Genomic DNA, 25,581 nt, shown 5'->3' with positions numbered 1-25,581 from the left:
TCAGGAGAGAACGGGAGTAATGCTTAGTATCTCTACGCTAAAACGGGTTTTTGGTAGGGCCGACTATCAAAGTGCGCCATCGCTGACGACCCTGAATACCTTGTCGCAGTTTATCGGTTATGAAGACTGGCGGGCTTTTCGCAATACATATACTCAAAAGCGGCCAACACAAATGGATGTCCCGAAGGAAGCTGTTTCTGAAAATTTTAAGACTGCCCGAAAAAAGTATGGACATTTATTTTTTAAGATTATTTTCCCTGTTCTAGGGCTGGTCCTGATGGGGTTTTTGACCCAAAAATTTGTTCTTAGTAAACATTCATCTCCTACTAACGCTTTCCATTTTTCGTCAAAGACTATATTGACGGAAGGCTTACCTAATTCAGTCGTATTTGATTACGACGCTTCGGAAACGAATATGCAAGATACAATATTCATTGCTCAAAGCTGGGATACCCGCCGGAAGGTCGCTGTAGATAGAAATGGTAAACATCACTCTTCTATATATTATTATCCCGGTTACTTTCGGGCCAAATTGATGATCGGAAATAAAGTTGTCCGTGAACATGATATACAGATTAAAACTGATGGCTGGTTGGGGCTGATAGAGGCAGACTGGGGAAAAGAACCCCTGTATTTTAGAAAAGCTGATATTATTAAGCCGAATGAAATTGCGGTTGGCAAAGAGCTTCTAGAAAGATATAAGGTCGACCTTTTGGCAGATGCTCCACCGGTCAGGCTTTACAACCAAAAGGATATAACCGGCGTGATGACGAATAATTTTAGTTTTGAAACAGAGTTAAAGACTGAAACGGCCAATGGGGCAAATAGTTGCCAGCGTGTGGAAGTGCTTTTGCAATCAAAAAATGATATCATTATCGTGCCACTTGTAAACCCCGCATGTATCGGTGATATCGCTCTTATCGCCGACGGTTTTTATACGGATAGTAAACAGGATGATCTCAGTGGATTTGGCTGTGATCTCTCCAAATGGACCAAGCTGAAAATAGACTGTAAAAACCAGCAAATTAGATTTTGGATCAATGACAAACAGGCATACATGGCCATGATCAAAAATGCGCCTACTGAAATTGTCGGTGTACAGTACCGTTTCAAAGGACCAGGTTTTGTCAGAAATACCCGTTTATGGGGATCAGGCAATAAAGACATTGTTTTTTGATCTTTCTTTATCGAAGACTATTGCGTCCCTGGAATTTATAATCATTACATATCTACTTTTCCCGAAATTATTTGAAAAAAACTAATCCGTTTTTTGGGATAGTAATACATTGTCAAAATTTGCCTTAACTAAATTAAGCAGTAAAAACATGATTTTCAATAAATTCAAGATATGGTGATATCGCCAAAACCTGTTCGAATTGGCGAAGCATCGCACGCATGAATCGTTGATATAAATATTTAATTTGTTTTTATTCAGGTAATTGCATGAAACTCGCGCCAATGACTTTTAATGTGCCACCAATGTTTTTCCAAACCCTAAAATACCTGAATTTTCCTGCCAATGGTGATCCCATTACGGATCCTTTTGCTGTCATCGTAACGACAGAAAGCGCAGTATCTTCGATTATCCTAATCGCATCAATCTCAGCTGAAGCGTCTTCAATAATCATTGCCTTGGATCTATGTGCGTCTAAGTCCATTTCTTTGGTTAACGTCTGTCCCGCCGGTGTAAGTGCAATAAGTTGATCGTGCAATAGTTGGTCAAGAGCATCTGCATCGCCTGCTAGCTGGGCCAAGAAAAGCTGGTTTTCCGCTTCGGTAACATCTTCTTTCGTAATTCTGTTCATATCCTGATTATATAATTTATTACATACTGTTTTTTGTATCTTTTCCGCGTGACCTTAGGGGCTGTAATTGAACTTCTTGCTTTTTTAATACTTATTTTTTTGCTGATCAATTTCCATGGTATAATTACCATGGGGTTCTAGTATCCATTCATCACCTTTGACCAAATTTTTATTAGTGCATACAGGCAACGAAATCGAAATTTTCTTCCAGTCTGGACTTATTAAAGCACCCTTTTTCAACAGTCAAAATACCCCATATATTAAGTCAGCGAAAGAAGCGGCCTATGAGCTGGGTTCTCAAAGCCCAGCTCATCTTAGCCGATTTTTAAAATGTATTCAGGAACAAATATTTCTGTCGTTAAAGCCGCTAGCTGGATAAGTTTTCAAAGACAATAAACAAGATGTTCATTATCTTGGATCAATTATTTCTAAGGCCTAATTCGTCAACTGTAATTTTCCGATAAAAGGCCGTTTGTCGATTGTATTAATAGCTTCTCGAATAGAATAACATAACTGGTAATTCTCGTTGAGCTTTTTTTTGTTTGATTCGATTTTTTCATCGGCGATCTTGTCAAAGATCCATGTAGGATATAGTGGATCTGAATTGAACTTTGTAATTAATACAGTATACCCATCATTTTGAGCATCCTTTAATCTCTCTTTAGTTATATCTACTATTTTCATAGTGAGATAATATACGAAAAAAAAATTAAGTGGTTTTTGCGTAATACATGATATTTCCCCAACAAATGATTATCTCGTGGTCTCTTAAGGCTATTCCAGCCTTAATTTTCAAGCAGGCCATGGCTAGCGCGTTTGTTACCATTTTCCAGGGCTTTTAGCTTTTTACGGTAAATTTAATCATAAAGCACATCGGGTATAAGAGCAACGCGCAATGGATATCAGGAAATCAAATGGCTTAAGCTGCCATATTTTGAAGAAGAAATTTATGGTGCCCGGGACTCCTGTTTTGCGTCCGAATGGACAACATGTTGCATATCAGTCCTATCCAGCCTACAATAAAATCAAAAAAAATAATAGGGAGGGTGGTGGAGTCACCGGTTATTTGTATCTTAAATTCAACGAAACAGAATATGCCAAGTCTGATCAAGGTTTTGCCGACTGTCCAGTTCCTCAGCATGCAATAGATAGAAACAAAAATTTACTTCCGCAAAACCCGGGATGGTCATTATATAAAACGTATGGATAGAAGAAGCTTTTTTAAGAAAACAAGTTTAATTGGACTTGGTGTACTGGCAAGTCAGTTTAACGTATGGTCAAAATCAATATTTGCCTGGGACAATCCTCTACACAATATCCCTGAGCATAAGGATATAGATAAGCAATGGCTCGCATCTTTGTATCATAGGGGCGAGAAAATTGCCTATCGAAAGAGTAAAAATGAACTGCGTTATATTGGTATGCCCGTCGGTGGATTACACACCGGTACTGTATATATCGGTGGCGATGGACGCCTGTGGTTATGGCAGATATTTAATACTGCCTACGATGGTGAATACGAAGGGATAGAACCCAAAAATGTACAATGGAATAATGGGAATGAGCTGGTGACAGTCCGTCCACGTGATGGGTCAGCGTATATCGAGCCTGCCATTGCGGACAATCTCCGCAGTATGGAGCAAGGTTTTGCACTATCTGTAAACGTTGGAGGAAAACAGGTCGTCAAAGAACTTCGGGAAAATCACTGGGATGAGATTGTATTTGAACCGACTTATCCGACCTGTCGGGTTACCTATAGCAGCACCAACTTTCCTGTGGAAGTTGTGCTGACAGCCTATTCACCATTTATTCCGCTAGATCAGGACAATTCTTCCCTACCGTTAACGACTTTTCATCTTGAATTGCGAAGTAAAGTGAATACAGCGGTCGAAATAACCCTAACGGGCTGGATGGAAAACGGTGTGTTTAAGGGGCGTAAAGATCTTACAATGGTCCGTAAAGTATCCCGTCTTTTAGATCAGGCAGGCCTAAAAGTCCTAAACTACAGTTGTGAACAAGTACCTGACAGTGCTTTGCTGGCCGGCGACTATGGTACGATGGCTTTTACATGCTTGGATCCGCAGGCACAGGTGCATACCAAAGTGCAGCATTGGCCTGTCGCACCGCACTTATTGCAATCTGATAATACCGATTCAGTCGTTGATTTTTCGGATCTACAAGTGGGAGCCTATACCGTTCGGCGTATTATAGAGCCAAATGGGACGAGTCAGATTTCGTATGCGATCTCCTGGCATTTTAATAATCCACATCCCAAGTTAAAGACACATTTGAAAGATGCCCATAATGGTTATTGGTACGGTGCCAAATTCGGTGATGCCGCAGCAGTATTGGATTACTATCTGACAAATCGGGAAAAGCTCGATGGGGAAACCATCGCTTGGCAACAGACCTGGAATGATTCAACATTACCCCATTGGTTTATGGACCGTACTTTTGTTAATATAGGGACTTTAGCAACAGCGAATACGATGCGTTTTGCTTCGGGAAGGTTTTGGGGCTGGGAAGGTGTCGGAGCCTGCGCGGGGACCTGCACCCACGTGTGGCAATATGGGCAGTCCATGGGGCGTATATTTCCTGATCTTGAACGTAATTTAAGGGAGGTTACCGACCTCGGTGTTGGTTTTCAGCCCGAAACCGGTGCAATTATCTTCCGTGCCGAATACGAAAAACGACCTGCGATAGACGGGCAGGCCGGTGTTATTCTCCGTTTCTATCGGGATCATCAGATGAGCCGTGATGACAGTTTTTTAAAACGGAATTGGCCAAAACTTAAACAGGCGATTCAATTTGTCCTCGATCAGGATAAAAATGGAGACGGTATGACCGATACACCTATGGAAAACACATTGGACGCGATATGGGAAGGAGAGATCGGCTGGATTGTAGGACTTTGCCTTGCCGCCGTACAGGCTGCGGCATGTATGGCCGAAGAGGTCGGTGATAAGAAATTCCAGCAGGTCTGTATGGACTACGTCAGGAAAGGGACTGTAAACATGGATAAATATCTTTTTAATGGTGAATATTATATCCATCGACCAGATGCGGCACAGGGGCGGAAGAAGCTGGGCTCCTATAATACCTGCCATATAGATCAGGTTTACGGGCAGGCCTGGTGTTTTCAGGTGGATATGCCGCGGATTAATAACCGAGAGAATACATTATCCGCCCTGAAGGCACTCTGGAAATATAATTTTGCGCTGGATGTGGGTCCTTATATTAAAACACATCTCGGGGGAAGACCTTATGCACTGGCTGGCGAGGGAGGGATGGTCATGAATACCAATCCAAAAAATGAGGAAAAAGCTTATGGCGATAATACGACCTGGCAACTGGGCTATTTTCATGAATGTATGAGTGGATTTGAACATCAAGTGGCAGCGCACATGATGGCGGAGGGGATGATCGATGAAAGCTTGATTATGACCAGGGTAATTCATGACCGGTATCATGCTGCAAAAAGAAATCCCTTTAATGAGATTGAATGCAGTGACCACTATGCGCGTGCGATGGCGAGTTACGGAACCTTTATCAATGCCTGTGGCTTTATTTACCATGGCCCAAAGGGGCAGATCGGTTTTGCTCCTAAAATAGGTGCTTCAGATTTTAAAGCACCTTTTACTACGGCAATGGGGTGGGGGACCTATATTCAAAAGCAACAAAGCGTAGGAAAATGTGTTTGTCAGTTGACATTGAATTATGGTGAATTAGATCTGAGAGAATTTCACCTGGGGGACGCTGGGCAGCTGTCGCTCGATCACAAGCAGATTACTGTCCTGCAAAATAATAGACCGATATTACTTCATAAAATGAAACGTCGGGACGGGCGGCTGGTGCTCAATTTTAAAGACAGCATAGGGCTAAAAAAAGGCGATACGCTACATATTCGATGGTCATGAAAAAAATGGTAAATACGCTTTTTGCGATAATAAGTCTTTTCCTGGTTATGGGATGTATGTCATCAGCTGACCAAAAGGAAAGATCTGAACAGAAATCCGGCTGGGAGGAAGTGCTTTCACAAAAAATGCCCTTGCTTGGACATCGTAATTGGATATTGATCGTTGATAAGGCCTATCCTGCACCAGCGGGTGCAAACATCCTTGTCCTTAATTCCGAAAAGCAGATGTCCGAGGTACTTGAACGTATATTGCAACTGCTCAGCTTACAGAAGCATGTACGGCCTGTTTTTTATCTGGATAAAGAAATTGACTATTTGGACGATGCACTCGCACTGGGATTAAAAGAATACAAAACAAGCTTAACCAAACTTCTGCCTCATATAAAAAAACAGTCTCTTTTGCACGAAGATGTTTTTGGGAAAATGGATAAAGCGGCGGATCTGTTCCAGGTCATTGTGGTGAAAACGGAATCACTTATACCGTATAGTTCAGTTTTTATTGAACTGGATTGTAAATACTGGGATGCCGACCGTGAAAAGATTTTACGTGAGCGGATGTTGAAGTCAAAAGAATGAGGTATTCATCTTGACCTGAATAACATATTGATGTGATACACTTCGTTAAGATTGTTTTTATCTGCCTGCATAACTTTCTTTTTTTACAAGTTGTTGTAATATTTTTCTCTTTATGGAGACTAATAAGTAAAACAATATCAAATAAGCATCCTCGTAAGGTATGTACATCGAAAAAGACTTTATTGCGTTAATAACATCTAATCAGGCTATAATACATCGTATCTGCTGCATGTATGTGGACAATAAAGTCGATAGGGAAGATTTATTTCAGGAAATCGTATTACAGGCATGGAAATCAATCAAAAGTTTTAGGGGGGATGCCAAATTTCAGACATGGTTGTATCGTGTAGGATTGAATACTGCTATTACGTATATCAAGCGCGACCGTAGGCACAGTCTTGCTGAATTGCAATTTAGCCAGCAAAGCTATTGTGATATCATCTATGAGGAAGACAAAGATATTCTTTTGATGTATCAGGCCATAAGTAAATTGAACAAGGTGGAAAAGGCGCTGGTGGCACTTTATCTCGAAGACTATAGCTACAACGATATCGCCATGACCATGGGGATGACCCCCAACCACGTAGCCGTAAAAATATCGCGGATCAAAACAAAATTGAAGGAATTAAGCAAACAACTATCGTGATGGAACTAGATCAGCTCAAATATAAAATGCAAAAAATTAGTATTGGAGGTCAGATGGAGGAAACACTCTTGTCCGAAAATACCATTGAAAAAATTAAACTGCAAAAATCTGCCGGTCTGCTTGATTTAATAGACCAGAATTTAAAAAAGAATATGCAGTATCGCTCAGTGCTTGTTATCTTCTGCATTGGGGTTTTCCTGTATTTCTATGACAGTGGATTTTGGGGTTACTATTTCATTGTTGGTACATTGGCGGAAGCCGGAATGATATACAATGCCTATAAACTGCGAAAAAATATTCATCAAGTTTATTTGGCAGATCTGCCTTTGAGTGATCGTTTCAAGAATATTCAGGGGCTTATCTCCGCTTATTTGAAGTTCTATAATTTAACGGGAATAACGCTCTGTTTCCTACTCACAATAGCACTTTCATTAAAGAATACTCACACTTTTAATGTAGGATCTATATTCGATACTGCTGTACTTTTTAGGTTAGCTGTTTTCGGATTTATTTTTTATTTTTTGCACAGGCACTCTTTTAAGAAATTTGCCAAGCCCCATCAGGATATGCTATTCGATTTACAGTATTACATTGCTGAATTAACGGAGTTGACTCCAGAGGATCCAGACCATTCAGCTGATAAAGCAAATTCTTTTTGAGGTCCAATCTTCAATGGAACAGAAACTTTTTTGGGTGTCTTTCGCAAATGAGTAACGATCAGGGCTAAATGTGCTTCTGCATATACACTTGATGCGGTATTATCAGATAAGATTTTAATCCTTTATCATACTTATATTTACTTGATGTAATCGGCTCTCTCCGCCGGAAAAGGCAGGCTACATCAACAACACTTTCCATGCATCCATTACACGGCCATTATCTAACAAAAGCTTGGCTTTTGAATGCAGACTTGCTGTGCGGTTGTCGGTGCCGGCCGCCAGCAGTTTTTTTATTTCGTCGGTTTTGCGAAAGGCTTCTACTTCCTCATTGGATGGTAGCGCGCTGACAAGAGCCAATAATCCCAGATTATTCCCCGTTAATATGGTGGAGTTTTTAACCTCTTTGGGAAAGGAATCTACACCGATACCTATCCCGGTATGATCCGTTGGTTTGGCAATTTTGAATAAGTTATCGCTGGTTACCCTACAATACCAATCACCACCCAAACGAGCTACCAGATCCATTTTATGCGGGTCTATTTTGTCGTTGGTATCTAGGATAGCTTCATTGATATGGATCAGTTTCACGGCCGCAATAATTAGATTCCCAGCTCCACCGGTTTTTCCTAATGCTATCACATCATTCACGACACATTCTAATTGAACGTTCGATTCCGCTACCCTAGGTGGCTTTATCGTTTCCGAAGCCAATTCAGTAAACCCCGCTTTCGAAAACTCATTCACGTCTTTTGGATAATCTGCACTCGTTAAATAAGTCTGCTGAACCATCTTATAGTTAACAATATTGATCACACATTCCGGTATTTCCAAAATGTTTTCAAGCGTATGCTTGCTGCTATTGTCCCGCGCCCTGGTTGTTGGTGAAAAAACGCAGATCGGTGGGTTGACACTGACAACATTGAAAAAGCTAAACGGGCTTAAATTTACCGCGCCGTTTTTATCAATTGTAGATGCAAAACATATCGGTCGGGGCGCAATGGCCGAGTGCAGATAACCTTGTATTTCTGTCGGTGTAGCTGATGACACATCAATCGTTTTTAATTTCATTCGAATTTTTATTACCGTGAGTTGGGAATAGAAAAGTATACAAAACCAAGCTAAGGGTATCCCATGCTTAGAAATGAAATTACAGAAATTTTTATAAATAGCGTTTTTTTCGGGAAAAGATTGCTTATGAACGTGTAAGAATCGTTTTTTATAAAGTAATATACCTCATCATGTCGCGAATTGAAAATGCGTTACGTTTGAATATTTACTAAACACACAAATAAATTATGAAAAGTTGTCTAAAAATGTTTATTCTATCTATTTTGATTTTCATTACATCATGTAAAGAGAAAAACGAACCTTTGGTGGCTTGTCTCGAAATATATCATCCCATGGTAAGTAACATAAATTATAAAGATTCGAACGGAAAGGAGCTTATCTTTGCTGATAATCCACTCTATCCGGCAGCTGACATCAAAATTTATAAGATAGATATTAATGACCGGGAGACCCCTTTATCATTTACAGTAAATAAAGAATTAAAATTTATTTCGATCAATTTAGACAAAGTTGAGAATGGCACATTCTATATTCAACTGAAGTCCGATGTGCAGGACAAAATTACCTATACAGCTAAAATTGATGCGAATGATCCCTGTAAGGATTATAAACTTCAAGAAATTAAACAGAATGATATCATTGGTCAATATGATCAAAAGAATCAAATTTGGATATTAAAGAAATAAACTTTTCGATGTTTCTTTTTGGATATAACAGAGGATAGCAATTCTCCAGTTAAGATAGCGTTTATTTCTGGGGTATTTGTTTTTGCTGATCTGCTACTGGCTTTCGGTATGTCAAACCCCTATTTTAAATAAAAATATCAATTCCCGTTCACAATAACTTCGATCAAGCTATCGAGTAATGAAATTTTGAGTTGCTGTCCATTATAAACTTTACACTCATCATCAATGTGCAATTCTTTTCCCTGCCATTCCATAGTTAAGCGGCTTGCTCTGATAGGCTCTATATTAAATATCACATTCTTTTTATTCAATAGCCCATCTATATAAGCAACTAGTTCCTGGCGCTGATCGGCGGTTACGACTATGATATCAAACTGACCATCTCCCGGATCAGCATCTGCGGCGAGTACCAATCTGGGGCCTATGCTCGAAATGTTCATCACTTCAACCATAATACACTCTTTTTCAATGCTACCAGTAGCAGTGACCAGTTTGAGCGCTTTGGCTGGAAATGTCAGTGCTAGTTTTCGAAGTTGCTCAAGCGCAATCCTAATCTCATCGTCAGCACTATTGTCTTGCCTATTTTTTTTATCCATTTTTTCCATCAGTATAGGGAATACTCCAAAACCAATCGATTCAATAAAATGCAAAGGCTTTCCGCTCAGGCCAGTCACCATCCCTACGTCGAAATTTTTGAGCTTGAAATATTTCCACAGGCTCATGGCCTGTTTACAGTCCAATGGAATACCAAGAGAAATGGCTATGTTGTTTGCTGTACCTTGGGGCAAGATGGCTATCGGTCTTTTAAATCGTAGTTTTTTTTCCAATAGCGCCATAATAGTCATTTTTATGGTTCCATCCCCGCCAGCTAAGGCAATGAGATCGGTCTCCGGATCTATCTTTTTGACTACATCTTTTTTAGCGACCACCGTGCAACGGTGTCCCAGGTCTTCAATCAGCTGACAAAGTTCGTCTTTGCCGTCATTGTCTTCATCCCCAGCAGCTGGATTGTGTACTAATCGCACTTTTTTGCTCTGTTCTTTCATATCAGCTGAACAAACCCCGCTTGAGATTGGTTTTCTTAGAAAAGACACAACTATGAACATACTTATCACCAATGACGATGGTATCTATTCGCCGGGTATAGCAGCGCTAGCAAAGACGGCTAGGCAGTTTGGTACCGTTAGGATCGTTGCACCAGATGTTGAACAGTCGTCGATGGGACATGCTATTACGCATTCTCGCCCCCTAAGCTATCGGAGTGCCCCTATTACCTTTGAAGGAATTGATGCCTTTCGAGTGAATGGGACACCTGCAGACTGTGTAGCGCTGGGCTTACACATGTTTCCCGATACGCAGGTTGTTCTTTCAGGCATCAACATGGGACCCAACTTAGGCAATTCCATGTGGCATTCAGGTACCCTTGCCGCCGCAAAACAGGCCATGCTCCTCGGTATTACCGGTATTGCTCTGAGTACACCAGTCGGAAAAACAGAACCGGATTTTGAAGGACTGTCTCAATGGACAAGCGATGTACTCAAGATTTTGCTCAATGATAAAGGCTCTGCGCTATATAATGTGAATCTTCCTCCAAAACCAGAAGGAGTCTTATGGACAAGGCAATCGGTGCGGCTTTATGATGGAAATGTAGTACCTAGTCAGGATCCCATGGGAAGAAAAAACTATTGGATAACAGTAATACCACTTGAACCGGCGGAGGAAGGAACAGATCGCTGGGCGGTACAAAATAATTTGGTATCCATTACGCCTTTACGTTTGGATCTGACTGCACATGATGAACTTTCAGCTAGACTGGCAATCGAGAAGAAATGAGACTTATAGGACCGAGCATATGAAAAGAAGTGAATTTTTAGCAGATACAGCCCTTGTGGGTGCAACTTTTGCATTGAGTGCGGCAATACCTGATATTTTATTGACGACATTAAAAGAACATAAAATGGCAACACCTCAAAATTTAACAGAAAAGAAACGATTCCGTCCCGCTGATAAGGCTGGATTTGGTGGAGTCGCATTGGGTAATGGATTCCAACACAACACAGATCTTGAATGTCTGCAAGCGGTGGAGGCGGCATGGAACTCAGGAATACGATTATTTGATACCTCTCCGTGGTATGGTCTAGGGATCAGCGAGCGTAGAATGGGCCTGTTTTTAAAAGACCAACCGCGTGATAGTTTCACACTTTCGACGAAAGTAGGGCGTCTGATGGAACCGAAAGAAGACTTTACGATGGAACAAATATTATGGAAGGGAAAACTAAATTTTGGCTATACGTATGACTACAGTGCCGCCGGTGTCAGAAGGAGTGTGGAGGATAGCTTGCAGCGCTTGGGCTTATCGTCCATTGATGTTGTTTTTATCCATGATCTTTCGCCAGATAACGGCGATATGAAAGATAGTTATGCGCGCTATTTTGAGGAAGCAGCGAAAGGAGCGATGCCAGAGCTGACTAAAATGAGAGCGGAGGGGATTATCAAAGGCTGGGGACTAGGTGTCAATACCATTGAACCTATACTGCAGACATTGGATGTTGCAGATCCCGATATCTTTCTGTCTGCCTGCCAATATTCATTGATTAAGCATGATGATGATCTCAATAAGGTTTTTCCGAAAGTAGCTGAAAGAGATATATCCATAGTGGTAGGTGCACCTTTATGTGCTGGATTTCTGTCAGGCAAAGACCGTTATTTGTATGATGGTAAGTTTCCTGCTGGAGTTAAGGAAAAACTGAATGCTCTAGAGCGTGTAGCAGAAAATCATGCGGTGGACCTACGTACCGCGGCTTTACAATTTGCTGCTGCGCCAAACGAAGTTTCAGGCGTTATACCCGGGGCACATACTGCCGAACAGGCGGTACAAAATGCATTGTCTTTCAAGGCCAAAATACCCGCAGGTTTTTGGGAAGAATTAAAATATGAAAAGCTAATTGCGGAAAATGCGCCAGTACCCAAAGTTTAAGTATTGGCGTTATTATGAATAGCGATGTACTGAATAACAGTATATAGCCTCAGATCGTTTCATAATTTTTGATTTAATGAAAATTTTAAGGCTATACTATTTTTGTCAGGAAAAAGACGCCTTGAAAGGCGTCGGCCTGGACGTATATCAAATGAATATCGTTTGTTAAATTTACGCAGGATGACATTCTGTCAAGGAAATAATAAAAGCTTTAAATGCATAAGCTTTCAAAATGGCACAAGTTGTTATTCCATTTCAACCATCGATAATCATCTGATTAATAACCTTAATAAACGCCCATATACTACTAAAGCAAAACGTAAAGCTTTTCGTATGGCCGGACGCCCTGTCTTTATTTCTAACCCCCTGTGTTATGGATGGGTTCAGTGCTTACCTGTCTTCCAGCCAATTGAGGAATATTGTCGTTTTCTCTTTTCCGATCAATAACTTTTCGTCAGTCGGTACGGTGAGTTTAATATAAAGTTTTCTTGCAAAGTAATGCTCAACTTCCTTCACTGCCGAAAAACTGATCAGGTACTGTCTGTTTAAACGAAAAAAATCCTTATCGGATAATTGGGCGGCCAATTGATCCAGAGACTGGTTGACATCAAAATGCTCACCTTTGAAAGTGACTATCGTGGGTGAAGTATAATTGATGTATATATAAGCAATATCCGCAGTTTTTACCGTCAGGTACTTGTTGTTCTTAAACACCAGAAAGCTTTTTTTTGTAGTCTCTTCGCCACTGATTTTCTGGATAAGCTGAATAAGGTTATTTTCAGATGTCTTTTGGAAGAAATTTTTAAAATTATCGACTTTTTCAAATGCATTTTTAAGATCAGTTTCAGAAAAAGGTTTAAGAAGATAGTCGATCCCGTTTTCTTTGATCGCATCCATTGCGTATTCTCCAAATGCGGTACAGAAAATAACTGGACATACAATTTTAACCGATTTAAAAATATCAAAGCTTATACCATCTGATAGTTGGATATCCATAAAGATAATATCAGGGGAGAGACTGTTGGAAAGATAGTCTATGGCTGCTTCCACGCTCTGTATTTTAGCAATGATCTTCGTTTCGGGACGCAGTTTCAGTATCAGGTTTTCAAGGGAACGCGCAGCTTTGATCTCGTCCTCAATTATTAGGATGTTCATATATAATGGGAAGTTTTATAATAAATGTTTCATTGTCCGTGATTATCTGTATCTCCCGTTCAGAAAGATGAAGATAACGCTGATTAATATTTTCAAGACCTAGTCCTGTAGAGGGCTCTGGAATTTTTCGGGGTTGAATATTGTTTTTGACAATCAGGTAATCCCCTTTTCTATCAATACAGATATGAAGCGGCTTATCCAGCGCAACGATATTATGCTTAATACAATTTTCCACAAGCAGCTGCAGCGTAAATGGTGGAATGAAAGTGCCGTAGATTTCCCTGGGGATATTCTGGGAGACTTGTAGTCCATCCTCAAATCGTGCTTTCAGCAGATAGACATAGGATTCCATGATTTCCAGCTCTTCTTTAAGTGTCAGCAGGTTTAATTTAAGACTTCCTAGGGTGAACCTATAAAAGTCAGCGAGCTTGATGATAAACTCCGTTGACTGGCCATCTTGGCTCTCTACCATATATTTTAAAGTATTGAGACTATTGAAAAGAAAATGCGGGTTGACCTGCTGCTTGAGCAATTCGTACTGGGCTGCAAGATTTGCGGACATCGAACGTTCCAGTTCCCGGACGACCTGCTGGTTCAGATAGGTCTGATAGAGCAGATGGATGAACATATAGAACGTGAGGTTGATCAAGATGCCCCTTACTTCGTACATCAGCATTTTTGGGCCAAAATTAATGTGGGAAAGGATATAGTACTGAACCGAAGAAAGCAAAAACATAAGCAGCAGTCCGACACCCAATCCCCTGAAAAGCTGTGCCGATATCACATTTTTGCTTCCAGTTTTCTTTGTGTAGGCCGGTATGGAATAGATATTATAATACCAGATCAGTAGGGCAAATCCAGTGGTCACAACAAAATCGGCTATCCCTTCTGCAAGAACAAAATGATGGTCCGCAATCTTGGGAATAGAGGTCAATATTCCAAGAGAAATAGAACTGATCCATATCAGTTTATGGGATATGCGAAATGGGGTTTTCATATTTTTATGGTGGCAAAAGTTCTTAATTGTATATATTTTGCGTGCTAAACGTTGTTAGGGAGCAGCACGCAAATTACTGAAAAAAGTTTTGATAACGATGAACCGAAATCCTATCTGTTCAAATCCTTGCTGGCGTAAACGATGTGGTATATGCGATTAAATGAAAAATAGGTTACCAAAAGTAGGATAAGCGCAATCAGTGTATCGGCCACTGACGATGGACCCAGAACGGCAACTTTAGAAAAGAAGGCAAAGATGATGTCGAAAAGCATGCCGGCAAAAACCCATTCCTTGAGCCTGTTAAATCTGTTTGGAATGAGTAATATGATTACGCCTACGATTTTGAAAACGCCGAGAATATAAATGAAATGTTCCGGATAGCCCAATTTACGGGTGATATCCCAGACAGCAGGATTGCGGGTTAGTTCAAAGAATCCGCTTAGGCCAAACCATAATGAGACAAGGATGCTTCCTGAGAGATAAATCTTTTTGTACGTCGAATTTTTCATGATATAAAACAGTATATAATTTATGAGATAGCGGTCAAGATTGACTTTTTTGATTTTTTAAATTATTTGGATAACGAATTTGCTTCAACGATAGCGTCTGCAAATTCTTTTGGGGCTTCCTGGGGCAAGTTGTGCCCGATGCCGCCGGTCAACGTGTGGTGCACATACTTGCCGGTATATTTGGACGCATAATTTTCGGGAAGGGGAAATGCTGCGCCATTGGCATCACCTTCCAAAGTGACCGTTGGTACTGTAATATTCGGGGAATTAGCGAGTTGAGCCTCTAATTCATCGTACTGTTTTTCTCCCGAGGCCAGTCCCAGTCGCCAGCGATAATTGTGAATAACAATCTCGACATGATCAGGATTGTCAAAAGAACTGGCTGATTGTTCATATGTGCCGTCATCAAAAGTCCATTTTGGAGAGGCTGTTTTCCAGATCAGCTTATTGAAGGCTTTGGTGTTCATTTTATAACCTTTATATCCTCTTTCGCTTGCAAAGTAAAATTGGTACCACCATAATAATTCAGCGTTTGGCGGAAGCGGATTCTCGTTTGCTTTTGGACTCCCGATCAGATATCCGCTTACGGCTACCAATGCAGAAACGCGTTCCGGCCAAAGAGCCGCCATAATGTCTGCCGTTCTCGCCCCCCAGTCAAAGCCACCAACGATGGCTTTATCGATCTTCAGGGCATCCATGAATGCAATGATGTCCATTGCTACTGCCGACTGCTGGGCATTACGTGCGGTCTGTGGAGAAACAAAGGTTGTTGTTCCATACCCTCTGAGGTAAGGGATCAGCACATGGTAACCTTTTCCGGCGAGAATTTCCGAAGATTTTTCGAAACTGTGGATATCATATGGCCATCCATGGAGCAGTATGACAGGTTTTCCGGTCTTTGGCCCCAGCTCGGCGTAGCCCACATCGAGCACCCCCGCCCTGATCTTTTTCGTATTCTTGAAAGCTGAACTGGTTGAAATATTGACCTTAGCCTGTTTACTTTCGGAAATTTGCTGCGCCTTAAGAAATGATATCTCCATTCCAGTAAGTACGATTACCAGATATGTAATAAGCACTTTTTTGTTAAGCTTTAATATTGTATTCATTATGTGAGTTGTTAAATGGACAAAAATTATTAGTTAATCTGCTATTGGGGAAACTTCACAGGCTGGCTGTCCAATATAAGCGCGATGCGCTGTTTTCGGGACTGATCCGGGGGTATTTCCCCATATTCAGCCTCATATTCCCATTGACCGTCCTTTCGGGATTGTATCTTCTCTACAAGGATAAGCTCACCGTTGACCTTACTTCCAAAATAATGCGGATCATCCTGCATCCGGTAGGTGACGAGTTTGAGGTAAGCCGGCTGCTCCAGTGGATGCCCCGGATCTGACAATAGCGATAGCGCCGGTGGATTTCCGTACAATGCCGACATGGTCTGCTTATCTGTATTGAAAGACGATGTGATAAATTTCAGCGTTCCCGGCTTGAACATAAACCGTATTTTCTCGGTTTCTCTTTCATGACTTTGGCTACATGAGCCAAAGATTAGGCTACTTAACAGCACTATAGATAATATCTTTTTCATTTTGGACGGTTTTTAAATAGTGTTCGATCAGTTTTTTGGAATTCACTTTTGGCGGTACATTGAACAGGAAGCCTGTTGATTCGGCGAGCTGTCTGTGACAGCTGATGCATGACTGTTGGGCAAAAAGAGCAGTCTTTCCCGTTGGTTTTAACGCTGGGCCATTAAATTTTGCAAACCCCCAGCCCTCTGTATCTTTAAATTCTCTCCCGTCTTTGACCATATACTGCATGTTGACAAAATCGCCGGGTATAATGTCGCCATTAGATTTTCGTACTTGCTTGAACACAGCTTTTGCCACAGCGCTCCCATTGGGCCAGGGGTGAAAGTTTTCTTGCTCAATAGCTTTTACTGCAATATCGTTTCCATAGATTATGCGGATTGTATTGTCAATGAGAGAACTCATTCCGATGACTTTCCAGTTCCTGAATTCACCATTATAGGCTATGCCATTCGGTGAAATGGGGGCAGTTTTGAACGTTGGAGTAGCCCTAATTTCTTTTTGCTGTTCAGCAGCTACAGTAGGTATGAAACCATCTTTTGCCGACAGGGAAAGTGCATACTGTTTTATAATATCCACCTCGCTCGCTGATAATTTAGATCCGGGATGTGTAAGGGAATAAGAGGGGAGAGGCATTTTGCCGGCGTTGACCATATTGAAGATGGCATAAAATTTCCCTTTTTGTTCCGCATCTGAGAGTTTATCCCATTCGGAAAAATTCATCACTTCCCTTGCACGGGCAATATCTTTGTTCACGGTCCACGAAATAGGTGCTATTTTATCAAAGAAAGAAAGCTGCTGTTCATTAGAGTGGCAGTTATAACAGGACCGTTCCAGAATGTGTTCGACCTGTTTGGGTACGTTGCGCATGTGGCCGGTAACAGGTTTCTGTTCTATCGGTTTATTGAAAAATTGCAACGATGTAAAACCTGCAACAATGCAGAGGAATAGGATGTTTATCAATTTGATTCGTTTTATTTGCTTCATTGTATTTGCTCGTTTGTTAAGTAAAATTACTTTTAACCACCGCCTATAGAAAGTTCAAAACGGTTGAATTGGACATATAACTTGTTGAGGCCAGCTTTTGAAATGTTGAAATGGACATGATCTCACTTAATATCAGCATGGATTACATGCCTCAGCCTTGGTGGTTCTAATTTGATGGTAATCGTATTTCTTTCTTGACCGAATGCATGAGCGTTGACATAGCATAAATATTCCCCCAAAATATTTTGGAGGAATAAAGGTTAGATTGCCGCTTTGTCGTGCTATGGCAGATCTACAAGTATGCCCTAAACATGCGCTGGCAAATATGGCCTGGCAACTGGAAACTGTTGAATCCGGACCTCTTAAAAGTACGAGTAGAGCTATTGATGCGATAAACTAATACTTGTGGCATCAATGATTTCCCCTGACTTCTGGTCCTGCTCGAATGCAATAATTTCCCATTGATTTTTCGTGTCGGGCAGCTTAAAAGAAAAACTATCCTGTGCTTTTATCCTGTGGCTCTGCAGTTCATGTACAACCTGAACATGTAAGAGGGATTTACCTGCATTTTCTCCGGCTGATACCTGTGAAGAAGCGTGTTTTTGGACCAGTGCTACAAGGATGTCTGTATTTTTTGCATTCGAAGTTGATGTATAGCTTACCTGTATATTTTTCCCTTCTTTCTGCTCCACTTTTAACCTTAGGTTTTCGGGGTGTGTTTCCAGCAGTGCGGACTGGATACCCTGAAGTACTTTGCCCGTTTCTGAACCTACCATTTCTGTCTTGCCGTTGATGACCATCTGTGGAGTATAGCATGTACTGAGGTTCATCCATGTCGCATACTGTTTTTGTCTTTCGGTAAATTTACTCTGGCTGAAGCGGTCCTTCCATCCTTGATGGTCCCAATAATCGACATGAAAAGCCATGATGAAAAGTTTTTTGTTCTGATTGTTTTTTTCGAGTTTTGCGATCAGTTCATCTGCCGGAGGGCAGCTCCAGCATCCTTCCGAGGTGAAGAGCTCGACTAAGGCAAAACTTTTGTCCGCATTGTGGCTTTTGATATTTGCCAGTTTTTTGTCATCTGCAAATCCTTTGAAGGCCATGATTAGCAAAATGGAGAGCGGTAGGCTCAGACAGTATAGAATTTCTTTAATTGATTTCATGATCTGAATTTTTGATATTTATTTCACGTTAGATACTTAATTGAATATTTTTAGGGCGAAACCAAAGTCCTGTGGTGGTACGCAGACCTGGTCACTGCACTGCATGAATTGGATGGTTCCCCTGATTGTCCCGTTTTTACCTTTCAATTTGATCCGCTGTCCGAATTCAACCTCATTTTCAAAATAGGTAACCGGCATTCCAAGTAGCTTTTCAAATTTGCTGAGCGGAGTGGGTTGAGTAACAGTTCCCAAAAGCTGATATGAACTGTCGGGTTTGAATTTAAAGTTTGTTTTAATGGGGCTGTTGGGACTGTTGCCCAGCGCATACATGTGCCATCCCGGAGCTATCCTGGCTTTCATGCGAATTTCTCCTTCATCGGGAGATTTCCTTTTAAGCGTACATTCCCACGTTATCTGACCTGTTGAAGTCTGTCCTTTAGCATGTCCGCAAAACATCATAAAGACTGTCATTACTAAAATTGCTAATCTGTTCATTTCCTTGTTTTTTAACTGTTAAACCTTAAGTTTTGTCATACAAATAGACAGGAAATATGATTTTAAAACCAGTTATAAATAGCTGTAATAGACATTTTAGTGCATGAAATGAACTGAGTACCTTTTAAAAAAAGATGGCCTGCTCAAAAGAGGTGGAAAACAATAACTGAAAAGGCTGCCCGCTTAGTTGGACAGCCTTGCAATCAAATGAGTACAATGAAATTTTTCTCTGATTTTTGAATTAGTGTTTATTGGATCTTACAGATTTTTCCGTAAGGTTTTAAAAGCATTCCTCATCTCTGATACAAAGATTTCCGGCTGTTCCCAGGCAGCAAAGTGACCGCCTTTCGGTGCTTTATGATAATAATATAAAGAAGGATATGCTGCTTTTGACCAGCTTTCAGGGGCTTGGTATATTTCATGCGGGAATACTGATATGGCTACTGGAACTTTAATATCCTTGGTTTTCTGATGTTCCGAGCTGAAATTATTGTTATTGTTTTCCCAGTAGAAACGCGATGATGAAGCTCCTGTATTGGTGAGCCAGTACAGTGTGATGTCATCAAGGATAGCATCGCGACTGATTACTTTTTCAGGTGTAAGATCACTCTCAGACCATTCCGCAATTTTTTCATAAAGGAATGCCGCCAATGCAGTTGGTGAATCGGAAAGCAGATACCCGGTGGTTTGTGGACGCGTTACCATCATCCCTCCATAGGCGGCGTTTCTGCCAAAGAAGGTACTCATGGAATTATAAGCTTTGGTTTCGGATTCCGAAAGGCCTGCCGGTGCAGGATCACCTGCATTGATCGGTTTCACGAGTTCCGCCGGGATGGTTGCGGGCATGTTTATGTGAATACCCAAAAGTCCTGAAGGAGCCTGTCTTGCCAGTGCATCGGAAATCACGGAGCCATGGTCACCACCCTGAGAAACGTATTTTGTATAGCCAAGGCGTTTAACAAGCGTATCCCAGGCTCTGGCAACACGTTCAGGGTTCCAGCCCAATTCTTTTGGAATCTCGGAAAAGCCATATCCCGGGATAGCAGGTATGATGACGTCAAATGCATCCTCTGCCTTTCCGCCATATTTAACAGGATCGGTCAACGGACCTATGGCATCAATGAACTCCAATGGTGAACCGGGCCAGCCATGGGTCAAGATAATAGGGAGGGCATTCTTTTCTTTTGAGCGTACATGGATAAACTGGATATCAAGTCCATCAATCTTGGTGACAAATTGCGGAAGGGCGTTCAGCTTATTTTCCGCTTTGCGCCAGTCATAGCCATTACTCCAATAATCGATCAGTCCTTTTAACTGTGCAAGCTGAATACCCTGCGATTCGTCGTTAACTGTTTCTTTGTCCGGGAAGCGGGTTTCTGCGATACGTCTTTTGAGTTCATCAAGTTTAGACTGTGGAATATTGATCTTGAAAGGCCTGATGGCTGCATCAGATTTTGAGGATTTCGTTTTTATGGCCTGCGCATGCGTAGTTGTCGGAATGCTTAGTGCGAACGTTGCTAACATAAGGATGGTTGTCATTTTTGTTTTCATTGCTGTTTGATTTAGATTTTACAATATCTTTCTTTTTGTTGCAGCAAATGTATCTCGGATACGGAACGAATTAAATGGGAAACTGGTTCAATTGGACATATTCGATGTCGAGTTGGAAAATATAAGGTGCGAATAGAAGGTTCCATTTAGAAAAATGGAATAAAAAGAAGGATGAGATTATCTCTTTTTGAGACATCCCTAGCTAGCGGGATTTTAAATATAGATAAGGTTTATTTGTTTGAAATATAGTGTTTTATAAAAAAAATGGAGGGCTAGCCCAAGAAGCAATAGCGCACAAATGTATATTGAGATCGATTGCGTAGAAATTTCAACCTAGGGTACAAATAATAAACTAACTTCGTGTTATAACCAAATTCCTATGATCTGCATGGGGATCCTAATCTGAAATTATGGCAAAATCTAGTAGTTCGTGGCTGTTTTTATTTGTATTTGCACTAGCTTATGCTGGGATAGTGAAAGGGCAGGAAAATTTTAAATTGGATTATTTTGGTGGGGAGAAAGGCCTGTCTCATGGTAATCTGACAGGATTACTGAAGGATAGGGATGGTTTTCTTTGGATCAGTACCTGGAATGGCATCAACCGCTACGATGGGCAGCGTTTCAAAACATATAATTCTACTGAGCAAAAAGGACATGCAGTAGCAAGCCGTCGCATCATCCAAATGATTGACGGTATAAACAACGACATCTGGTTTTTAACCTATGACATGAAACTTTATCATTTTGATAAGGCTTCAGAAGATTTTTTTTCTGTATCGGAAGTCGTGAAGTCAACACAAAACAAACCGGTACAGTTCAATAAGATTTTAGCAATCGACACACAATCGGTATGGGTAGGAAGTACAGACAATGGTTTGTTTTGCATAAATGCTCTTGGTAAACAATATAACTATTCCATTTTTAGCGCAGAGAATAAGAAGCCCAGTCATCATTTATCATCAAATAAGTTAACCTATTTCCATCAGGATGCCCAAAAGCAGCTATGGATAGGAACGAAAGAAGGGTTGCATATGCTTCAAATGGACCCTAAAGAACGATATTCATTCCGGGTGGTCCAATCATTTGACTTAAAGTCTGATGGTATCTTTAAGATTGCCGAGGCTCCGGATTTTATTTATTTTTCTACCTTGAGAAATAAGTTGCTGGTGTTTAATAAGCAGAAAAAAGATTTGCAACAACTGACGCTAACTCAAGGTCGCATCAATGAAATGCGGATGTCACGAGATAAAAAAAAGCTTTTTATTTCAACTTCGGCGGGTGAGCTCATTGCATTTGATGTTGCAAAGCAGGTACTACAGACAATATTGCATTTTCGGACTGGTCTGGCCGGAATGTTTGAGGATAGTAAGCATCGTTTGTGGCTTGAATCTGAGAGAAATGGTGTTGTCATGCTGGATTTAAAACATCTAAATAGCACCTATTTTAGCTCACCTTTCTTTAAAAAAAGTTCGACGGCAAATTTTAAGTGTTTTGAAGATGCCGAACATAGAGTCTGGATCAATATGCGTGGCGGTGGATTTGGCTTCTTTGATGAACAGCGGGCTGCCATCAATTTTTCTTTCAAGTCGATCAATGGGAAGAGGATTGAATTTCCTCGCTTTGTTCATGATATTGTATATGATCCTGCTGGTGTAATATGGTTTGCGGTTGAAGGTGAAGGGATGGGCAGTGTGGTGTTACAAAATAATGGCATGTCCTTTCAGTCTTTCGCTAATGAACAGAGCGAAATAGCTGATCCAGAGGTTCGTAGTCTGTTGTTTGACCAGAAAGGAAGGCTATGGGTAGGAAAAAAATTTGGAAGTATAGCAGTACATGATCGGGGGAAACAGCTGCCGGTTTCTTTTATCGGTGTTGATCCCGAAGCGCTGTCTTCTGTCTATTGTTTGTTGGAAGACCGTAAGGGAACGATGTGGATGGGCACCAAGAAACATGGCCTATTAAAGGCTGTGCCCCAAAATAAGGAACGAACCTCTTATAAGCTGGAACAGTTCAGTACAACAAACAAAAAACTGGGAAGTAATCAGGTGTACTCTTTGTTGGAAGATAAACAGGGAGCTATATGGATTGGAACATATGGCCAGGGGCTTTTGCGGGCGACGGAGGTCAATGGTAAGCTGGTCTTCGAACGAATAGCGATTCGCAAAGCAGGATTGCAGAAGGATGCCTTCAGCAGAATCCGTCAGTTGTCTCTGGATGAAAAAGGGATGGTATGGGTCGCTACTACATATGGGGTGCTTGTGGTGGATCCCAACAGAAAGAAGGATCATTTTTATTTTGTGCATTACGGTGGTGATCAGGTCGCTGACAATGATGTGCAGTATCTGTACAAGGACCATAACGGAACAATGTGGATCTGCACCTCAGGAGGTGGGTTGTCAAAATCTTATGGTGACCCATTCAAAGGGCTTCAATTTGAACATTATACCGTTAAGGATGGCCTTTTTAATGATTATGTACTGAGTTGTATCGAAGATGCGGACCATAACCTTTGGTTGGGAACGGAAGGAGGGCTATCTAAGTTTGATCTCCAAAAAAAGAAATTCGTGAATTTCAACGCAAGTGATGGCTTTGGTAATATGCGATTTTCTGAAAAGACAGTAGCGCAGCAGAAGGATGGACGCATGGTCTGGGGCACAACAAAGGGAATGCTCTGGGTAGATACCAAATATTTCCAGCAGAAAAGTAGTAGGCCACAACTTCTGATGACGGGGCTTTTGATCAATAACAAAGAATTTGTACCGAGTCTTCAAAAGAAAGGACAAGAGAAAGGTATACAATATACCGATCGGCTTATTTTAGATCATAATCAAAATAATCTTTCTTTCGATGTGTCGGTTTCGGATCCTCGTCATATGCACCCTAATTTTCAATACCGCATCATGGAGGTTGACACCACTTGGCACCTGAACAATCAGATAGCACGTATTACTTATACCAACCTTAATCCGGGCGATTATACCCTGGAAATTAAAGGGGAAGATGATCTCTACGATGGGGTTCCTTATCGAAAGGTCTATTTTACGATCAACTCGCCCTGGTGGAAGACGGGATGGGCTTATTTAGCCTACGCATTCTTGCTCCTTGTAATCTCTTACGCAACTTTTAGGCTTATATTACAGTTGTTGCGGTTAAGACAGAAGGTGCTGATTGAACAACATCTAAGTGCGCTTAAGATGGAATTTTTTACCAATATTTCGCATGAATTGCGCACACCGTTGACCCTCATCCTGAGTCCCGTCAAGAAATTGATGGGTGAGGAAACGGAAGGGAGAAAACAGGTGTATATGGATATCATTCATCGAAATGCACTTCGAATGGAGCTTTTCGTCAACCAGTTGCTCGATCTACGCAAAGTACAGGAAAGCAAGCATCAATTGCAGAAAACGCAGTTTGACATGGTCGTAATGCTCTCGGATGTGCTGCTCACATTTATGGCATCGGCCGAGGCAAAACAGGTGTATTTTAAAGTTGAGATGGCTTTTAAAGAATTATGGGTGCACCTGGATCAGGAGAAAATGGAGATAATCCTGTATAATTTGCTGTCAAATGCGCTAAAATATGCCCCTGAAGGGAGTACAATTGAGATCCAGCTAAACCTGAGGCAGCAAATAATGTACATCAACATCGCTGATGAGGGGCCAGGGGTGCCTAGCGGCACACTTCCTTATATTTTTGATTTATTTTACACCGAAAATAGCAACGGAGCTTATAAAAGAAAAAGCACCGGGATAGGTCTTGCTCTGGCCAAGGAGTTTACTATGCTGCACCAAGGGCATATCTATGCAGTAAACAGACCGCCCCATGGTCTTCAGGTTACTGTCGAAATCCCCATTCCGAATGCCTCAGGCCTGCCGGGGAGCCATTCCGGAAGCTTTGCCTTTGGCGATGTAAAACTCGAAGTCCGTGGGTATGCCGATAGTGGTTTACAGGAGAGCAGGGCAGAACGAAAGGAAACATTGTTGGTAGTTGAAGACAATGCTGATCTGCGCCTGTTTTTAAAGGAGCAGCTATCACCCTATTATCATGTGGAAGTAGCTACAAACGGTAGTGAAGCCCTGGAACAGATTCGCTCCATGGTACCTGATTTTATATTAAGTGATCTGATGATGCCACAGATGGATGGCATTGGATTGTTGAAAGAGGTTCGTCAAGATGTGCGGATTTGCCATATCCCGTTTGTATTGCTGAGTGCTAAACATGCTGTTGAGACTCAAATAGAGGGATTGAGTTATGGCGCCGATTATTATATTACGAAGCCCTTCGATCCCGCTTTTTTACTGACAGCCATTGCCACTTTACTGCAGAAAAGAAGGACCTATTTTGAACAGATGAGCGGACGAAAAAAAGCTGTAGTACAAGCATCCGATGTACAGATTGATGATAAGGATAAAAAATTTCTGGAGACAGTTGTTGAGGTGGTGGAACGGTATATGAATCAATCGGATTTTAATATTGATTTAATCGCCGAACAGTTGAATTTGTCCCGAAATACCTTTTACAAAAAATTCAAGAGCCTGACGAATATGGCTCCGGTAGAATTCGTACGTGAACTACGTTTGCAAAAAGCAAAACTATATTTTGATGCTGGTATGGAAAATGTATCCGATGTAGCTTATCGTGTAGGATTTAATAACCCCAAATATTTTAGCACGAGTTTCAAGGAAATGTTTGGCATCTCTCCAAAAGAGTATGCCATGCAAAAAAAAGATAAGACAGTATAACTGATTTGAGGTGTGTTTTATCGCGTTTTTTTACTTTAAATGTGTTTGTAATGAGGTCTTTAT

Annotated in this window: 23 protein-coding genes; 10 read left to right on the top strand and 13 right to left on the bottom strand. The window is 41.1% G+C overall.

Features of this window, described 5'->3' with window-relative positions:
* Window positions 1–19 precede the first annotated feature (19 nt).
* A complete protein-coding gene (locus B4G94_RS06060; protein WP_286857746.1) occupies window positions 20–1,177 on the top strand; it encodes a hypothetical protein in 1,158 nt (385 codons plus the stop codon).
* Between the two features lie 250 nt (window positions 1,178–1,427).
* On the opposite strand, the gene B4G94_RS06055 is transcribed toward B4G94_RS06060, so the two are convergent.
* Together B4G94_RS06055 and B4G94_RS06050 are read right to left on the bottom strand one after the other, a co-directional pair.
* The gene (locus B4G94_RS06055) at window positions 1,428–1,805 is read right to left on the bottom strand and encodes a nuclear transport factor 2 family protein (protein WP_286857744.1); all 378 of its coding nucleotides are present in this window, start codon (window positions 1,803–1,805) and stop codon (window positions 1,428–1,430) included.
* 435 nt (window positions 1,806–2,240) lie between these two features.
* Window positions 2,241–2,489, bottom strand: coding sequence for a hypothetical protein (locus B4G94_RS06050; protein WP_108632761.1), 249 nt, complete (start codon window positions 2,487–2,489; stop codon window positions 2,241–2,243).
* 250 nt (window positions 2,490–2,739) lie between these two features.
* Here B4G94_RS06050 and B4G94_RS06045 point away from each other — a divergent pair, with 250 nt between their 5' ends.
* From B4G94_RS06045 to B4G94_RS06025, 5 genes are all read left to right on the top strand, one after another.
* The gene (locus tag B4G94_RS06045) at window positions 2,740–3,015 is read left to right on the top strand and encodes a hypothetical protein (RefSeq protein ID WP_286857742.1); all 276 of its coding nucleotides are present in this window, start codon (window positions 2,740–2,742) and stop codon (window positions 3,013–3,015) included.
* Window positions 3,008–5,722: a GH116 family glycosyl hydrolase gene (locus tag B4G94_RS06040; RefSeq protein WP_286857739.1), complete on the top strand. Its 2,715-nt coding sequence runs from the start codon at window positions 3,008–3,010 to the stop codon at window positions 5,720–5,722. Before B4G94_RS06045 ends, B4G94_RS06040 begins: the two co-directional genes overlap by 8 nt.
* Window positions 5,719–6,297 carry an RbsD/FucU domain-containing protein gene (locus tag B4G94_RS06035; RefSeq protein ID WP_286857738.1) on the top strand — a complete coding sequence of 193 codons (579 nt, stop codon included), beginning with the start codon at window positions 5,719–5,721 and terminating at the stop codon, window positions 6,295–6,297. Before B4G94_RS06040 ends, B4G94_RS06035 begins: the two co-directional genes overlap by 4 nt.
* A gap of 160 nt (window positions 6,298–6,457) precedes the next feature.
* The gene (locus B4G94_RS06030; protein WP_286857736.1) at window positions 6,458–6,943 is read left to right on the top strand and encodes an RNA polymerase sigma factor; all 486 of its coding nucleotides are present in this window, start codon (window positions 6,458–6,460) and stop codon (window positions 6,941–6,943) included.
* Window positions 6,943–7,602 carry a hypothetical protein gene (locus B4G94_RS06025; RefSeq protein ID WP_286857734.1) on the top strand — a complete coding sequence of 220 codons (660 nt, stop codon included), beginning with the start codon at window positions 6,943–6,945 and terminating at the stop codon, window positions 7,600–7,602. Before B4G94_RS06030 ends, B4G94_RS06025 begins: the two co-directional genes overlap by 1 nt.
* Before the next feature lie 177 nt (window positions 7,603–7,779).
* Here the strand turns inward: B4G94_RS06025 and B4G94_RS06020 are convergent, their stop codons facing one another.
* Entirely contained in the window at window positions 7,780–8,670 is an 891-nt protein-coding gene (locus B4G94_RS06020) for a flavin reductase family protein (protein WP_286857732.1), read from the bottom strand.
* 332 nt (window positions 8,671–9,002) lie between these two features.
* Here B4G94_RS06020 and B4G94_RS06015 point away from each other — a divergent pair, with 332 nt between their 5' ends.
* Complete coding sequence (locus B4G94_RS06015; RefSeq protein WP_165305944.1) at window positions 9,003–9,356, top strand: hypothetical protein; 354 nt, start codon at window positions 9,003–9,005, stop codon at window positions 9,354–9,356.
* A 137-nt stretch (window positions 9,357–9,493) separates the two neighbouring features.
* On the opposite strand, the gene B4G94_RS06010 is transcribed toward B4G94_RS06015, so the two are convergent.
* Window positions 9,494–10,381 (bottom strand): diacylglycerol/lipid kinase family protein, encoded by an 888-nt coding sequence (locus tag B4G94_RS06010; protein WP_286857729.1) that lies wholly within the window; start codon window positions 10,379–10,381, stop codon window positions 9,494–9,496.
* 73 nt (window positions 10,382–10,454) lie between these two features.
* Here B4G94_RS06010 and surE point away from each other — a divergent pair, with 73 nt between their 5' ends.
* Together surE and B4G94_RS06000 are read left to right on the top strand one after the other, a co-directional pair.
* Window positions 10,455–11,189, top strand: a complete 735-nt coding sequence (gene surE, locus B4G94_RS06005) for a 5'/3'-nucleotidase SurE (protein ID WP_165305946.1) — start codon at window positions 10,455–10,457, stop codon at window positions 11,187–11,189.
* 19 nt (window positions 11,190–11,208) lie between these two features.
* On the top strand, window positions 11,209–12,333 hold the full coding sequence (locus tag B4G94_RS06000) for an aldo/keto reductase (RefSeq protein ID WP_286857726.1): 1,125 nt from the start codon (window positions 11,209–11,211) through the stop codon (window positions 12,331–12,333).
* Window positions 12,334–12,723: 390 nt separating this feature from the next.
* Here B4G94_RS06000 and B4G94_RS05995 read toward each other — a convergent pair whose 3' ends face one another.
* The 9 genes from B4G94_RS05995 to B4G94_RS05955 form a co-directional block, all read right to left on the bottom strand.
* Entirely contained in the window at window positions 12,724–13,488 is a 765-nt protein-coding gene (locus tag B4G94_RS05995; protein WP_108632752.1) for a LytR/AlgR family response regulator transcription factor, read from the bottom strand.
* Window positions 13,469–14,485, bottom strand: coding sequence for a sensor histidine kinase (locus B4G94_RS05990; protein WP_286857724.1), 1,017 nt, complete (start codon window positions 14,483–14,485; stop codon window positions 13,469–13,471). Before B4G94_RS05990 ends, B4G94_RS05995 begins: the two co-directional genes overlap by 20 nt.
* 110 nt (window positions 14,486–14,595) lie before the next feature.
* Complete coding sequence (locus B4G94_RS05985; RefSeq protein WP_165305949.1) at window positions 14,596–14,994, bottom strand: DoxX family protein; 399 nt, start codon at window positions 14,992–14,994, stop codon at window positions 14,596–14,598.
* Window positions 14,995–15,056: 62 nt separating this feature from the next.
* Complete coding sequence (locus B4G94_RS05980) at window positions 15,057–16,100, bottom strand: alpha/beta fold hydrolase (RefSeq protein ID WP_286857722.1); 1,044 nt, start codon at window positions 16,098–16,100, stop codon at window positions 15,057–15,059.
* Window positions 16,101–16,141: 41 nt separating this feature from the next.
* Window positions 16,142–16,582, bottom strand: coding sequence for a hypothetical protein (locus B4G94_RS05975; protein WP_286857720.1), 441 nt, complete (start codon window positions 16,580–16,582; stop codon window positions 16,142–16,144).
* Window positions 16,548–17,567 carry a heme-binding domain-containing protein gene (locus tag B4G94_RS05970; protein ID WP_286857718.1) on the bottom strand — a complete coding sequence of 340 codons (1,020 nt, stop codon included), beginning with the start codon at window positions 17,565–17,567 and terminating at the stop codon, window positions 16,548–16,550. The genes B4G94_RS05975 and B4G94_RS05970 overlap by 35 nt, the downstream gene beginning before the upstream one ends.
* A gap of 380 nt (window positions 17,568–17,947) precedes the next feature.
* Window positions 17,948–18,730 (bottom strand): DUF1223 domain-containing protein, encoded by a 783-nt coding sequence (locus B4G94_RS05965; RefSeq protein WP_286857716.1) that lies wholly within the window; start codon window positions 18,728–18,730, stop codon window positions 17,948–17,950.
* Between the two features lie 36 nt (window positions 18,731–18,766).
* Window positions 18,767–19,225 carry a protein-disulfide reductase DsbD N-terminal domain-containing protein gene (locus B4G94_RS05960; RefSeq protein ID WP_286857715.1) on the bottom strand — a complete coding sequence of 153 codons (459 nt, stop codon included), beginning with the start codon at window positions 19,223–19,225 and terminating at the stop codon, window positions 18,767–18,769.
* A gap of 258 nt (window positions 19,226–19,483) precedes the next feature.
* Window positions 19,484–20,776 carry an epoxide hydrolase family protein gene (locus tag B4G94_RS05955; protein WP_286857713.1) on the bottom strand — a complete coding sequence of 431 codons (1,293 nt, stop codon included), beginning with the start codon at window positions 20,774–20,776 and terminating at the stop codon, window positions 19,484–19,486.
* A gap of 410 nt (window positions 20,777–21,186) precedes the next feature.
* Between B4G94_RS05955 and B4G94_RS05950 the strand changes: the two genes are divergently transcribed.
* Window positions 21,187–25,518 (top strand): hybrid sensor histidine kinase/response regulator transcription factor, encoded by a 4,332-nt coding sequence (locus B4G94_RS05950; protein ID WP_286857711.1) that lies wholly within the window; start codon window positions 21,187–21,189, stop codon window positions 25,516–25,518.
* Window positions 25,519–25,581: the final 63 nt, after the last annotated feature.

This window comes from Sphingobacterium sp. UBA7625 (assembly GCF_002484085.1).
Classification (GTDB): domain Bacteria; phylum Bacteroidota; class Bacteroidia; order Sphingobacteriales; family Sphingobacteriaceae; genus Sphingobacterium; species Sphingobacterium athyrii.
The sequence above is the reverse complement of the archived record's forward strand: the minus strand, read 5'-3'. Positions and strand labels throughout refer to the sequence as shown.